Genomic DNA, 14,183 nt, shown 5'->3' with positions numbered 1-14,183 from the left:
TCTTCCATTCCATTAGAATAAACTTTGATAAAGTGCTTGCATATCTGCTATCAATTGCGATTCATTATGTTGTTCCAAAACGGTTTGATGCCCCAAATCAATCATCTCTTGTTTGCGTTCTTCAGACATGTTTTGAATGTCTAAAATTTTAGCTGCGATGGCCTCAGGATCACGAATGGGCACTAAACATCCATTAACACCATCCTTAATCACTTCTGCCATGCCTCCACAGTTGGTCGACAACACCAAGGTTTTTAAGGCTAGAGCTTCTAAAACAACATTAGCAATACCTTCCTCAACGCTTGGAAGCAATAAGACATCTGCTTGTTGAATCGCTTTCTTTACTTCAGAAAAAGGCAGTTGATCCATAAGACTTACCTGTTTACTAAGGTTCAAATCATGTATTTGATAGGCCAATTCAATATCATGTGCGCCACCAATAATCTTGTACTGGTAGTTGAGATGACTGCGATTTAGTAAGCTGCAAGCGTCCAAAGCATAAACATAACCTTTCTTCCAATGTGGCCTGCCAATTGAAATGATATGTAAGCAATCTTTGTCATTGGAAGTATTATTCACCTGAGGTGCTACTAAATTTAAACCGCTATAAATCACCGTAATTTTTTCTTTATCTGCACCATATTTTTCTGCTTCTTTAGCAATAGCTTTAGAAACGGCATGAAACGCGTCAACTTTAGGAAAGCAAGCTCTATAGGTTGCTGCCAACGCTTGATCGGCTATAGGAGAGTAATTGATGTGTGCCCCTCTCAGGCTTAAGACTAGTTTCATATCAAACGCTTTCACCCAGACCCAATCGTTAATTCCTTTGGCCCATTGCAAATGAAAAACATCTGGGTGGTGCCAAATAACTGGATAATATTTAACCAGATTCTGTAAGGTATACCTATTATCTTTTTTAAGAATAGTATCTAATTTTTTCTTGTCCTTAAATTTAAAAAGTGTCAATAATAACAGGTATTTGACCAAGTAGGCCACTTTAAAAACTCGCCTATTTCTATAGGCGTGAACACGTACAGCACCTTGATATGTGACCGTCTTTTTCTTAAAGCCAAAAAGATGAACGACATGCTTGTGCTGAGACAGCCCACGGATGAGACGCTCTATAAACGTCGTACTTGGAATATCTCCAGAATAAATGGCTATTTTCAAGGGTTTCATCATTGGCTGTTGCTAGCAAGTTGTATTAAGTCTTGGGCAAATTGTTTGCTAGTGGTTTCTCGCCCTTCAGAATTAACATGTAATTCATCATAAAATAGTGCGTTTGTTTGGATGAGATGACTATGATTAATGACTTTATAGTCTGGGTTATCAACCAAAATATTTCTATGCAACATTGGCGACACATAACAAATGAGTTCGATATTATTTTTTCTACATAACTCCTGAATTTTTTCCAAGTAATTGTTTTTGAATTTCAAATGGGTATCCGTTCGCTTTTCCACCTTTTGGTCTTGTCTTTGCACTTTTGGATAGGTGTAATTTCCCTGAGTATCAAAGCGGTTATGCTTTTCTGGAGATATTAAACTGACAATGGATGGGTAAAACAATTCCGCATTATAATACCCAACACCTAACATAGGCAACCATTTTGATGTATATGATAGATTAGCTTCCATTCCAGAAAAGGATTGATAATACCTTGAAACATAATCCCGATTTACATAAGGCATAAACCGATAATCGTTATCACTTAGGTCATCTTTTGCGATATCATAACCCATGGGATTGGGAGCCAACACACAGTACTTCGTAGTTTTTCCTTCAGCTAAAAAATGTTGCAGCATGAGGTATTGACTCGCAATGGCGGTATCATCAATAGATAAATTAACACCGTTGACACCAAGAACCGAATCGATCACCTTCGTATTCAATGTTGTCAGACCTGTACTTGCACCAATGATGATATAATCAAAATCGTCTGCAACCACTTCATTCACGAGATAAGACGGTTTATAAAAAGAGGATTGCCTCAAAGCATATAAGCATCCAGCAGAAATCATCGCTGCTAATATCACAAACGATAAGATGATTAAGCTTATTCTTTTCAAAAACGTATTCATATTTAAAACTGAAAGTATATAAAATCTGACGGGTTTTTAAACACACCCATAAAACAAATTAATAGACAAATACTTATGGCACTCCAGGTTGATAAAGTTACTTCTTTCTTATTATTTTGAACGGCTCTAAGTTCAAATAATAGCAAAATCAAAACGCTCAACAGAATGATAAGACTAAACAATAGCGATTTCGAGGACTTCACAAACAATGCTATCGACGTACCATTAAAACTTAAGATTTCCATGATGAAGTTATAAGCTATAGTCACGGTGTCTGCTCTAAAAAACACCCAAGCCAAGGTCACAAGAATAAAAGTGACCAATACTTGCGGTATTTGCTTCATCTGTAAGTGTGTCTCATTCGTATGCTTCCGATTCACATGAAACAACAGTAAGGGTAAAAATAAAAGTGCGTGAATCAATCCCCAAATTATGAAGGTCCAATTCGCACCATGCCAAAATCCACTGATTAAAAAAACGATTAAGACATTCCGAAGCTGTTGACGCTTCGAACCCTTTGATCCACCAAGAGGAATATAAAGATAATCTCGAAACCACGTAGATAACGAGATATGCCAACGTCGCCAAAATTCTGCAATGTCTCTGGAAAAGTATGGAAACGAAAAATTGGTCATCAATGAAAAGCCAAACAAACGAGAGACACCAATGGCGATATCACTGTAGCCTGAAAAATCCCCGTAGATTTGAAATCCAAACAACACTGCTCCTAGTAATAATTCCATAGACGAAAAATGACCGCTACCATCAAAAATCTGATTGACAAAAAAGGCACAATTATCGGCAATAACCACTTTTTTAAATAATCCCCAAACAATCAAATAAAAACCACTTAGCGCAAATTTCGCATCGAAGTTTCGCCTGATCGCAAACTGCGGTAATAAGTGTGATGCACGTTCTATGGGTCCAGCCACCAACTGTGGAAAGAATGACACGAAGGCAGCAAATTGTATAAGACTGCTTGTAGGACTTATTTTTTTCCTGTAAACATCAATCGTATAACTTAAGGTTTGGAAAGTATAAAATGAAATTCCTACTGGTAAAATAATGTGAAGCGTTGATGCTTCCATATGAATGCCAACTGATTGCCAAGCCTCCAGCCAACTTTCAATGAAAAAATTAAAGTATTTAAAAAAGGCCAACATCCCTAAATTAAATACCAAACTAATCATAAGTAATTGCCGTCGGAAAGCCTTGCTTTGTGCTTTTTTGAGCTGTTTCGCTACAACATAATCCACCAGCGTACTTAAAATTATAAGCAGCAAAAATCTGTAATCCCACCAGGCGTAGAAGACATAACTTGCAATGACAATAAAGGCATTTTGAAAATCTAATTTCCCTTTTAAGACAAACCAGTATACAACAAATACAATGGGTAGAAATATTGCAAATTCGAATGAATTAAATAGCATAATTTTGGTTAGGACAATTCGAGGAACAAGTTAATTATATTTTATGATATGAGGTGCATGTCTTTTTACCGAAACGACAGACTGAGTTATTAGCTAAACATCAAAATAATCTAAGAGTCCTAGTTTCACAGTTTCATCGAGATGTCTGAACATAATCGGATGGGTACAAGTTGGTTTTGAATACAGCTAATAAATGCTTTATGGCAGACATTTCAGAATTAGTCAAACTCAAATGCGATACCTCTTTTCTCATGATGCTGCTTTGCGGATGTGTTTTCGATGATGGTGTTTTATAATAGTGTTCGAGATGCTTTATGGGTTCTAATTCAAATTCATCACATAGCTGTTTAAACGCATCAATATCTGCAATCAATTCTTCATATTTAATGACTACAGACTTTTCTTTATAAGGTTCTAAGACCTCCAATGGGATGACATTCTCAATACACCAGCGTAAACAAAGGATTTCTATCGCTTTCAGTGATTTATAATTTGTAATGTCATAGTTAAATTGCTCTTTAATTAGAGCGACTAATTGCTGCTGCGACACAAAGTGGTCGAGATCATACAGCCAAGGAAATTTCACGCGTTGTTGTGATTGTATGACATCATACGGATTACGAATCAAATGAATCACAGGGATTTTAAAATGTTCATTCACGTATTTCGCCAATAAATTACCACGAACAAACTTTATGATAAATTTTTTGGGCAGGAACGGCCATAAGTGTCGCTTAAAAGTCCGATTGCTATTTTGGGCAATCCAATCACAATCCACTTTATTGCCAAAAACCCGTTGCAAATACGTATGTGCTTCTTCACGACCCTTTTGAGACGCGATCCATTGGTCACATAGTAAGTAACCGCGTTTTGTTCGGGTTTCCTGCTCTGGCTCAAAAAGCATCCGGTAGCGATGCTGTCTGGCTATTGTTTCACTCAACCAACTGGTACCGCTTCTTGCGGTGCCTACAATAACAATATGCTTATTAAATGTTGCCATTAATTCTTTAACTCCTGATATAATAATTCATGTGCCTCAACAAAGGCTTCCACCGTATAATGAGCGACACAATAATCACGTAGTGATGTTCCCAATTGCGCTCTTTTTTCACGCGTCATTTTTTGAATGCTAAGGATGCGTTCTGTAAGCTGCTGAACATTACCAGGTTCAAACAGTAACTCTTTAAAATCTCGAAGCACATAGTTGATCCCAGAAATATCAGAACCTAATAAGGGGATACCCATACTCATGGCTTCCACTAAGGCCATTGGCATGCCTTCTTTTCGCCCTTGATCTAAGGTTGGTATCACATAAAGATCTGAATGAGCCATGTCTGGCCTAACGTCTATTTTTTTTCCTAAAAAATGTACTTGTTTCTCCAATTGTAATTCTCGCACTAAGGCTTTCAATTTTTCAGCATATTCATTGGTATCATCACCCAGCACATCCAGTTGAATATCGGTGTCGTTTATGTCGTTTAGAGCCTTTATCAAGATCTCTATCCCTTTAACCGGAACAAGGTTTGCCACGGTTATGATTTTAAACGTTTCCGGCGTGTGATTCACTTCTGCGAATGTAGCACTCGGACTATAATAATCGGTATCTAATCCCAATGGTATTAATTGTTGTTGCTGCTTATTTGGAAAATAATGACGCATTTCATCATTAATAGTGATGATATAATCTGCTAACCGACTTTTAATCTTCCAATGTCGGCTTTCAAATCCCATGGCCTTTTTAGTATAAATCCATTTAACTCCCGCAAATTTGGCCGCCAATGCTTCCGTCCAATCACTACTCCATTGCCATGAATGTATGATATCATATTGCTGTTCCTTAAAAAATCTCGAGATTTTTTTTACACGTGAAAACAGATTGTAATACGGTCTGTAATTTGTTTTGGTTTCTATAATATGAATCGGGAGATTCAAAGACTGAACGGTTTTAAATAATTCGCCAGTATCAGCTTCACAGGCAATTTCCACATCAAATTTGGAAGCATCTAAACCCTTGGCAAGATCATAAACGACTTTGCCACTGCCTGCCGTATCAAAATTAGGAATCGTAAAAAGCACACGAATCTTTTTATTCATGATCTAGATTTCGAATTACTTTAGCTGGATTTCCTGCTACCACAGAATAAGAAGGTACGTCTTTAACAACCACAGAACCTGCACCAATGGTCACATGGTCACCAATGTTGATATTTCCAATGATAACAACATTAGCACCTACCGTTACGTGGCTTCCAATCGTAGGCAATAACGAATTGTCATTTCGTTTATTCCCAATGGTGAGACTGTTTCTAAATTGAAAATTCTCTCCTATGGATTTTGCATTAATAACCGTTGCAAATGGATGGTGACAAATTAATCCACCGCCAATTTTTGTACTCATAAAAATTTTCGTCTGAAAATCTCTGGTAAACAAATAACGCCATCTATAATGAGGTAAATTCGCTCTCCAGAAAAATATAAAAGCAAATTCTGGATAATACAACATGACGTGTTTGAATTGATCCTTCAGCAGATCAGAACCAACCGTACAATTTTTCATGGTAATGGTTCGCTCAATATCCTTTGCCACGAGTTGATTACCAACCACATATTTACGATATAGCTGACTGATAAGAATTCTTCTAAAAATGTGCTTGATGTACCTCATCATATTGGGAACTCCGTAAGTAAAATTATATTTTTTTTACAATATAAGGTACTAAATAATAACCATAAAACTTAATCACATAGGAATATGGTAAAACCGTCAAAATATTTAAGTAGGAACGGATGACCAAGGGTAATTTTATACCCTGCAATTCAGCGATCAATTTATTGCGTAAGGCGCGACGTTTCTTATAAGGTTTGGTGTAATACAACTGTTTACCCATAGCTTGAAACAACTGACTAAACAACAACTTTTTGAAGGTTTCATCATGCTGATGTTCTAAATGAAACGGCACATGTTCATGGATGAGTCTTGGCCATATCATGAATGCTCTCGGCATTTTGCGCTTCGATTGTTCTATTGTAGAATCTGGATGTTTGAAATAAAGGTACACGTACATATCCAAGAACGCAATGTCACAGGTCATGCCCAATTTGATATCCAAGGCTGTATCCTCATTATTCTTTATAGCTTCATTATACATGCCAATTTTGGAAAACACACGTTTACGATACAAAAATCCTGGTGGTCCAACTACTGTTTTCAAACTTGAAAACCACAAATGTCCCCAATAGGGCTTCTCCTTTAATATCACCTTTCCTGTCGTGTCTTCAGGTTGTTCAGTTTTATCAATTCCTACATCAGATTTGACCATTCTTCCAAAAACAGCATCCAAGCGCTCATTTTGCACTAAGACATTGATCATGGTATTCAAGGCATTCGGATAAATTTCATCATCCACGTCAAAGACATAAATATAATCACCTTTGGCCTTTGTAATACCTAAATTTCTCGCAGGTGCCGCTCCTTGTTTTTTCTGAATATATAACTTGACGCGCTCATCCTTTGCCACATAAGTCTCAATATGTTTGACGGAATCATCCGTAGAATTATTATCTACATAAATAATTTCAAAATCATCCACATTTTGACCTATGATAGAATTGTAGGATTTCTGAATAAACTCAGCGCCATTATAAACCGGAATAACAACAGATAAGGTCATAAATTAAAAGGCGTTTTTATTTTGATTCCAGACGGATAATGTCAATAACATACTCAAGGCATGGGAATAAGCAACGGCATCCTCTGTTTTGAATTTTTCAAGCGCCGTTTCCACAATCGCTTTGGGCACTAATTCATTAAAACCATCAGATAATATAAAACGTTTGAGTTCGGCTTCGTTATCCTTACCCAAAAATTGCAGCTCCCAATTTCGCTGAATAAACGGATTTCCTAACCAGGCATTCACGCTCCTTTTGAGCTTGCTTTTTACTCTAAAAGGCAAATTATATGGGCTTCTATTCTTATGATAATTTAAAATGTTGAACGGCCTATTCTCATGCCAAGTTATGGAAGCTAGGGTTTTATGCTGTTTCAAATGTGCCAGCTGTAATTTCCGATCGGCTAAATGTGTTTCTGGGGTTCGACAGACAAATTGACAAACTTGATCATCATAGAATGGTAGAGTTATAGGATGGGCTGCCTTAAAAATACTCAAGTTGGTGGTGGTCCATCGATGCGCCCATTGCGTGGTTTTAAACGCCCTTACCTTCGCACTAACATGATCAATTTGAATCTTTGATAAGGCCGTTTCAATGCGCGAGATTAAATAGCTTTTAAAATCACCATCCAATGCCCAAGTGTCCCACAATTGATTAGCCAATTCTAATCCTGATTTTTTTACCATTTTCTTAAACAGTAACGGAACAATATCATGCTGCTGCGTCCCTTCTGGAGCACCACGATCAAAAAAAACATCGCCCCAATGCCCTAAAGAAAAAACGCCTTCATACTGTTTCAATGCTTTTAAAACAGCCATTTGTCTTGGATGCGTAAACTCCGAATAACACTGATTTATTTTTGAAAGTTCAGAAATTTGATCCCACAAATACCCTTTCTGGATGGTAAAAGATTGAAATCCAAAACCACAAACCTCAGCAATTTGTTTACTGATCTTATGCTCTGGATAACCACCTTGAAAGCTATAGCTATAACTGTGAACCTCATTATCCAAGTCTTTTAAAAACAAGGCTTGCGACCGGCTATCCAATCCGCCAGACAAAGGCAATATCACATCCTTGTCTCCTATTTGCGATTTGATAGTTGACGTCATTAATTGTATATAGGCTTCTAGAGTGTCTTCAAATGAGCTATCTTCTGGCTCGTAACTCCAATGAAACCATGGCTTCTTGTCTACAAAAAAGCCGTTATCATCCATGTGGTATATATGACCAGGCGATAAACATTTTTGATCTTTCCAGTAAGTATCATCATCCATAAAAAACCCTGTGGCTATAAAAACACAGATGGCTTCAAGATGCATTTGATGTTCCTTTTGAAGCTTAACAAATTGATGTTCTGTAGGTAATATGGCTGTTTGAATCGTTTTCATAAAATGATGCTCAATATAGCAATATTTAAAAGTATGACCTTATTATTTCTGAAAGAAATTACATGTCATTCACATGAATCGAACGCCACTTTTGCCAAGCATACAAATGCCAAACACCCCAAACGTCTTCATGCTTTTTCGCATAAAAGTCTCTTACAAAGTTCTTAAAAAACGATTCGTCAAAAATGTCATTGCCATAAAAAGGACGCTCCAAGGTGTGATGGATGACGTCGTCTTTTAATTGATGGTGTAACCACTCTAACAGTGGCACCGAGAATCCCATCTTTTTCTGATTGATAATGCTTTTTGGTACCTTACGAGATAAGGCTTGTTTGAGTTCTTTTTTAAGATCTGAAGGCTTTTCTAAGACACCTGGCAATTGCCATGCATAGTCAATACTTGCCTTATCTAGAAATGGGACACGAACTTCCAAACTGTGTTTCATGCTGGCGCGATCTACCTTCACAAGCACCCGTTGTAAATGCGCGTAAAATTCGTTATATCGCAATTCATAAAGTAGTTCCTGTTTTGAGTGATTTTTAAATCGGTATAATTTTTTAATCGCATCAGAATGCTCTGTATGTTTAAAGGCCTTGTCTAATACCATCGCTGGCACATGCCTTTGTTTATTCATTATAAACGCATCTAAACTTTTAAAATAAGGTGCCCAAGTTTTTGTAATACCCAAAGTATTTGTGATTTTCGCGAGCGATTTTCGGATGAGCAATGGCATTTTAAACCACAGCCGCTTATCTAAAACATCTAACATTCTCGGATACCCGAAGAATAATTCGTCACCACCATCTCCTGAGAGCATGACGGTGTGGTATTTTTTGGCTTCCTTGGTGATCACATATGTTGGAATACTGGAATAATCACCAAAAGGTTCCGAATACGCATGAAAATGAACTTCCACTTCCTTCAGCAGGTCTGAAGCCTTTACTGAAATGATGTGTTGTTTGATACCGAGATGATCTGCATAAGATTTAGCAACGTCGCTTTCGTTTAAATTGGGATGATCTACTTTTAAGGTAAAGGCCTCGATGTCATCCTTTTCGCCTTTCGCAAAAGCACTAATTAACGGACTATCAATACCACCACTTAAAAATGTAGCGACCGACACATCACTTACCAATTGCCGTTTAATTACCGACGTTAATACCTCATCTACTGTAGCCTTTGACCCAGAGGACGCCTGTACTTGACTGGGAGGATACGCTTTGATGAGCTCATGGGTTTTTGTGCCATCAGTAGTGATGGTTATAAGTTCACCAGGTGTGACTTGATAGATATTTTTATAGATGGTATTTGGAGCTTGCATATAGCCAAACCCGAAGTAGTCCTTTACAGCTTCTGGCCATAACGCCAGTTGCGATGCCAACCACTCGTGCTTATAAACTTGATCAAATTGAGAGGCAACAACACAGCCAAACTCAGAAAGCCCATAGAACAACGGTTTGATTCCTGCAAAATCACGCGCTAAATAAACGCGGTTGTCCACCGTATCGTAAATAGCAATGGCAAACATCCCGTTGAGTTGAGCGACGGTTTCCTTAACGCCTAATATATCCAGTAAACTCACAAGTACTTCAGAATCTGATGTAGATCGTAAGGCTTGAAGATTATAAGTGGCCTCTAAATCTTTGTAGTTGTAAATTTCACCATTAAAGACCATGTGATAACGGCTGGAAGGACTTCGTTTCGGTTGATTTCCTTTTTCAGATATATCTAAAATAGCCAACCTGTTAAATCCTAATTGGTATTGTGGCTCACTTACAATTTCCGTAGCGTCTGGCCCTCGATGCTTTGATAGCGCCAAGAGGTTCTTAAAGTGCGCATGAGACGTAATGGCATGAGACGCAAAGCAAAATTCACCTAATAAGCCGCACATAATTAGTTTTTTTCAAAAATAGCGACTATTGATGACGAGAAAAAACGTGAAGGATGTTTTTCTAAATAGGCATTACCAATCTTTTTAAAAAAGCGACGATGTATTTGATAAATGACTTTCTGAATGAACGTCAGTTTTTGATGAACACCAAATGGAAACCCACCAAAATAACTGAGATAATTTATTTTTAAATCGTTGCGTTCCGCAAAATCTCTAAAGACTTTTAAGCGCATCGATTTTAAATTGTGAATGGTTAGATTTTGATAATCTACGAGGTATTTATAGAACTTGATATAGCCTCGCATGTTTGGAATCATCACCAATAATTTAGCATCATCTTTCATATAGGGCACATGATGATCCAAAATGCTATCAAAATTCTCAAAATGTTCAATAAAACCATTGGAAAGCACATAATCGTAAGTCGATTCCGGTTGGTACTGCGTAAAATCCTCTTGTAGGATGTGGTAGGTATCTACTCCCATCAACTTAAAAGTTGCCTCCAATTGCGTATAATCTGAATTGTAATCCAAGCTGGTAGGCACCAACTGGTAACGTTGCGCCAAATAACCTAAATAGCGTCCGGGAAATCCACCTATTTCAATAATGGTTTGCTCCTTATCCTTTCGCGTGATAAATTGTTCCCAATACATGTCGTACCTAGAACATACCGCTTCAATATGCGCCTTATCGGCATGGTTGTTTTTATAATAGGATTCCCAGTAACTTTGTGTGGTTAGTTTGTCGTTCAAGGCGTCGGTTGTTTGGTCATGTATTAAGAAAACTATCTAAAAAATAAAGATACAAAATAGAATCCTTCTCTGGGATTGGCGATTACAATCTTGATCATCAATTGCCATTTTTTCCAAAATCCAGGACAATGGTTTCTCATCAATTTCAAATAGCGTTTTTTTTCGGCGTTTCGGATCGTCACCCAATCCTGTTTTGAAAAGCGCTCTTTTCCCCAAAGTTTCAGCGCCTGTATCACTTTTTTATAACGTTGGTATTGTTCAAAAGGCTCTGTTGTGACAATATTTGACGTGTTCTCTGGATGCCTTCTCACTAGCGCTAACACATCATCCAAGGCATAAAACTCATAGTAATAACTCACGCGCAAATAAAACTCCCAATCTTCAAAAATTCTAATAGACTCATTAAAATTTCCAACTTTGTCAAACACCTCACGTTTTAGAATGGGTGTGATAGCCGTCGTTCTATTTTTTAGGAGCATATTTTCAAAAACCTGTCCGTGATTTAAACGCTTATGCGATTGCACGCGACCTGTCCGTTCACCATCGGCTTCAACATATTCAAAATTACAAGTCACGAGGGCTATTTCAGGATGCTGATGGAAGATGGCCATTTGTGTTTCCAATTTGTGTTCCAACCAAAAATCATCATCATCACAAAAAGCGATAAAGGCACCTTTACTTTGCTTCAAACCGAAATTTCTACAGCCATTTGGGCCTTTCAAGTGATCTGAAGACCTTTGAACATATTTAAAACGCTTGTCTTTTTCAGTGTAGGCCTTTAGGACTTCCGAAGTAGCATCCGTACTGCCATCATCAACCACCAAACATTCCCAATGCTCATAAGTTTGTGCTTTCATACTATCCAATGTTTCAAGTACGAGATGCGCACGATTGAAGGTGGGAATAATAATAGAAACTAAGGGTTGTGTCATAGCCTAAAAATGAGATTCCTGTAATTTTTCGTTAGGCACCCAAGATCTTATAAATTGATAATGCTGCCTTCTTTCGCGATGCGAAAAAAGCACCAGTTTAAAATCCCTGAAATAGGCCTTAGCGGCTTCCTTTTCTCTATAATTTCCAAAGCCTAACTTATACATTTTTTTTAGGAATTGCTGTTTCAATTTCTGTTGCATAGTTTTCCATTTGGAAGGTGATTTTCCTTGTAATACCAGCCTGTAGGTATGAATCACAAAATTTGAGTAGGCCATGGCCTTACGGAGTCTTGACAAATACGACAAATTTAGGCGACCGCTTGCCATAAAATGCTTGAATTTCAGTTCATCATCATACCAAATACGATAGCCGAGCAAGCGTAAAGCGTAACAATATTCGGTATCACCTCCAGAACTCAAGGCGTTCCCTTTTCTGCAGCTTAAAAGATGTTCAAAACCCAAGGTTTTTAATTCTAACCAATGTGATTTTCGAACCATCATACCTGCTCCATACAAATAGCCTTCCTTTTCCGTGATATCTCCAGAATTAGGCGATTGTTTACCAACGGCATAGAAATTAGCATAGGTATCGAACCAAGGTGGTGCTTCCTTTTCAAAAACCGCTTCGCTACAACCACCAATAGCACCAATATCAGGATGTGTTTGCATGGTATCATAAGCGCGTTGCACATAATCGGCATCCAACCAATTATCATCATCACAAATCAACAAACACTCGTAATTGGCGTGTTCATAAGCCAAATCTTGCGCATAGGATTTCCCAGGAATAGGTTGTGACAACGATCTGTAAGTGATCTTGTCATTACCATGAGTATCCCACCAGTTATCGGCAAAAGCTTTGGTTCCATCGGTACTGGCATTATCCACCAAAATAAGCTCACAAGGCATGCTTAGCTTTTGTTTTGCCAAATGCTCTAAGGTTGGTGGTAGCAAGTGCTTACCATTATAGGTACACAAGGTAATGGAAACGCCTTTTTTTAATGCCATTGGCTATTGCTTGGTTTTTAAATGAGTGGATGGCGCATGCATGTCACTCAGTAATTCTCGATACCTATTTTTTAACAAATAGGTTCTTAGTTTCGTACTCTTACCCAGCAAAAATAACAGATAGAATTTAAAATAGTCTATGGCGCTTATAAAAGGTTTTAAATCGGACTCAAAAAATAAACTGACGGGTCGCCATAAGTGCCCTTGTCGCAAATTAAAAGCTATGAATCGTCTCAATAACAATTTCCGCATGGCTTTTTGAACGGGTTCTGAAATGCGTTGTTGTTGTAGTTGATGTACGATGCCCTTAATAGCTTGCTCCACGGCTTCGGCATATTCTGAATTTTGGTGTTTACTTGCAATACCCGATTGGGTCATATAACGGTAATAATTATCTGGGGTTTCCGATATGCATACGTTTGGAGCTGCCAGTAACGCTCTACAATGAAGCTCCCAATCTTGCCACGCTTTTAAGCGTTCATCCCAAATTCCGAAGGATTCAAAAAAGGACCTCGACCAGGTCACACCATTGGTTTGCCAAGGCATATCGGTATTTAAAAATCGTACAAGCGCTTGTTCATTCGACATGCGTTCAGGTAGGCTATTCCATAAAAGGTCGGAATCACCGGGTTGCGACTTAAAAACTAAGGTTGGATGGATACAGCAATCGTAGGCATCACGCTGTAAACAGGCTTGACGATTTGCCAAGGCCTCAGCCATTAATTGATCATCGGAATCTAAAAAAATCACATAATCGCCTTTAGAGTTCTCAAAGCCATAATTTCTAGCAGCATTCCCACCTTTGGGACGTGTGATAGGACGATGATACAAGGTGATATTGGCATGTCGAGACGCATAACTCTCTACAATACTGACCGTCTTATCAGTACTTCCATCATCTACAACGAGACATTCCCAAGCGGTATAGGTTTGCTGAAGCACACTTTCTAAGGTGTCACTGATATAAGCCTCACGATTGTAAACAGGAATAATAATGGAAATAAGTGGTGTCTTCAATATCGTTTGGGT

At 38.0% G+C, this 14,183-nt stretch carries 13 protein-coding genes; all 13 read right to left on the bottom strand.

The features are described from left to right. Window positions 1-12: 12 nt before the first annotated feature. Complete coding sequence (locus tag ACU8DI_RS09755; protein ID WP_447112585.1) at window positions 13-1,182, bottom strand: glycosyltransferase family 4 protein; 1,170 nt, start codon at window positions 1,180-1,182, stop codon at window positions 13-15. Next, complete coding sequence (locus ACU8DI_RS09750) at window positions 1,179-2,069, bottom strand: hypothetical protein (protein ID WP_447112584.1); 891 nt, start codon at window positions 2,067-2,069, stop codon at window positions 1,179-1,181. The genes ACU8DI_RS09755 and ACU8DI_RS09750 overlap by 4 nt, the downstream gene beginning before the upstream one ends. 14 nt (window positions 2,070-2,083) lie before the next feature. Next, window positions 2,084-3,511: an MBOAT family O-acyltransferase gene (locus tag ACU8DI_RS09745; RefSeq protein ID WP_447112583.1), complete on the bottom strand. Its 1,428-nt coding sequence runs from the start codon at window positions 3,509-3,511 to the stop codon at window positions 2,084-2,086. 133 nt (window positions 3,512-3,644) lie between these two features. Beyond that, a complete protein-coding gene (locus tag ACU8DI_RS09740; RefSeq protein ID WP_447112582.1) occupies window positions 3,645-4,511 on the bottom strand; it encodes a sulfotransferase family protein in 867 nt (288 codons plus the stop codon). Beyond that, window positions 4,511-5,605 carry a glycosyltransferase family 4 protein gene (locus ACU8DI_RS09735; RefSeq protein ID WP_447112581.1) on the bottom strand — a complete coding sequence of 365 codons (1,095 nt, stop codon included), beginning with the start codon at window positions 5,603-5,605 and terminating at the stop codon, window positions 4,511-4,513. The genes ACU8DI_RS09740 and ACU8DI_RS09735 overlap by 1 nt, the downstream gene beginning before the upstream one ends. Continuing rightward, window positions 5,598-6,179 carry a serine acetyltransferase gene (locus tag ACU8DI_RS09730; protein WP_447112580.1) on the bottom strand — a complete coding sequence of 194 codons (582 nt, stop codon included), beginning with the start codon at window positions 6,177-6,179 and terminating at the stop codon, window positions 5,598-5,600. Before ACU8DI_RS09730 ends, ACU8DI_RS09735 begins: the two co-directional genes overlap by 8 nt. A gap of 22 nt (window positions 6,180-6,201) precedes the next feature. Next, entirely contained in the window at window positions 6,202-7,182 is a 981-nt protein-coding gene (locus tag ACU8DI_RS09725; protein WP_447112579.1) for a glycosyltransferase family 2 protein, read from the bottom strand. Between the two features lie 3 nt (window positions 7,183-7,185). Then, window positions 7,186-8,571 (bottom strand): asparagine synthase-related protein, encoded by a 1,386-nt coding sequence (locus ACU8DI_RS09720; RefSeq protein WP_447112578.1) that lies wholly within the window; start codon window positions 8,569-8,571, stop codon window positions 7,186-7,188. Between the two features lie 58 nt (window positions 8,572-8,629). Next, window positions 8,630-10,462, bottom strand: coding sequence for an asparagine synthase (glutamine-hydrolyzing) (gene asnB, locus ACU8DI_RS09715; RefSeq protein WP_447112577.1), 1,833 nt, complete (start codon window positions 10,460-10,462; stop codon window positions 8,630-8,632). 2 nt (window positions 10,463-10,464) lie between these two features. After that, window positions 10,465-11,214 (bottom strand): class I SAM-dependent methyltransferase, encoded by a 750-nt coding sequence (locus ACU8DI_RS09710; protein ID WP_447112576.1) that lies wholly within the window; start codon window positions 11,212-11,214, stop codon window positions 10,465-10,467. A gap of 32 nt (window positions 11,215-11,246) precedes the next feature. Continuing rightward, on the bottom strand, window positions 11,247-12,146 hold the full coding sequence (locus ACU8DI_RS09705; RefSeq protein ID WP_447112575.1) for a glycosyltransferase family 2 protein: 900 nt from the start codon (window positions 12,144-12,146) through the stop codon (window positions 11,247-11,249). A gap of 3 nt (window positions 12,147-12,149) precedes the next feature. Then, window positions 12,150-13,154 (bottom strand): glycosyltransferase, encoded by a 1,005-nt coding sequence (locus ACU8DI_RS09700; RefSeq protein WP_447112574.1) that lies wholly within the window; start codon window positions 13,152-13,154, stop codon window positions 12,150-12,152. Between the two features lie 3 nt (window positions 13,155-13,157). Then, window positions 13,158-14,171 (bottom strand): glycosyltransferase family 2 protein, encoded by a 1,014-nt coding sequence (locus ACU8DI_RS09695; protein WP_447112573.1) that lies wholly within the window; start codon window positions 14,169-14,171, stop codon window positions 13,158-13,160. Window positions 14,172-14,183: the final 12 nt, after the last annotated feature.

This window comes from Psychroserpens sp. BH13MA-6 (genome assembly GCF_052983595.1).
This window is presented reverse-complemented; position numbering and strand designations above follow the sequence as displayed.

Bases quoted from the DNA above. Each gene is read 5' to 3' on its own strand.
- ACU8DI_RS09745 (WP_447112583.1), bottom strand. From the start codon at position 3,511: ATGCTATTTAATTCATTCGAATTTGCAATATTTCTACCCATTGTATTT.
- ACU8DI_RS09730 (WP_447112580.1), bottom strand. From the start codon at position 6,179: ATGATGAGGTACATCAAGCACATTTTTAGAAGAATTCTTATCAGTCAG.
- ACU8DI_RS09725 (WP_447112579.1), bottom strand. From the start codon at position 7,182: ATGACCTTATCTGTTGTTATTCCGGTTTATAATGGCGCTGAGTTTATT.
- ACU8DI_RS09700 (WP_447112574.1), bottom strand. From the start codon at position 13,154: ATGGCATTAAAAAAAGGCGTTTCCATTACCTTGTGTACCTATAATGGT.
- ACU8DI_RS09735 (WP_447112581.1), bottom strand. From the start codon at position 5,605: ATGAATAAAAAGATTCGTGTGCTTTTTACGATTCCTAATTTTGATACG.
- ACU8DI_RS09720 (WP_447112578.1), bottom strand. From the start codon at position 8,571: ATGAAAACGATTCAAACAGCCATATTACCTACAGAACATCAATTTGTT.
- asnB (WP_447112577.1), bottom strand. From the start codon at position 10,462: ATGTGCGGCTTATTAGGTGAATTTTGCTTTGCGTCTCATGCCATTACG.
- ACU8DI_RS09755 (WP_447112585.1), bottom strand. From the start codon at position 1,182: ATGATGAAACCCTTGAAAATAGCCATTTATTCTGGAGATATTCCAAGT.
- ACU8DI_RS09740 (WP_447112582.1), bottom strand. From the start codon at position 4,511: ATGGCAACATTTAATAAGCATATTGTTATTGTAGGCACCGCAAGAAGC.
- ACU8DI_RS09705 (WP_447112575.1), bottom strand. From the start codon at position 12,146: ATGACACAACCCTTAGTTTCTATTATTATTCCCACCTTCAATCGTGCG.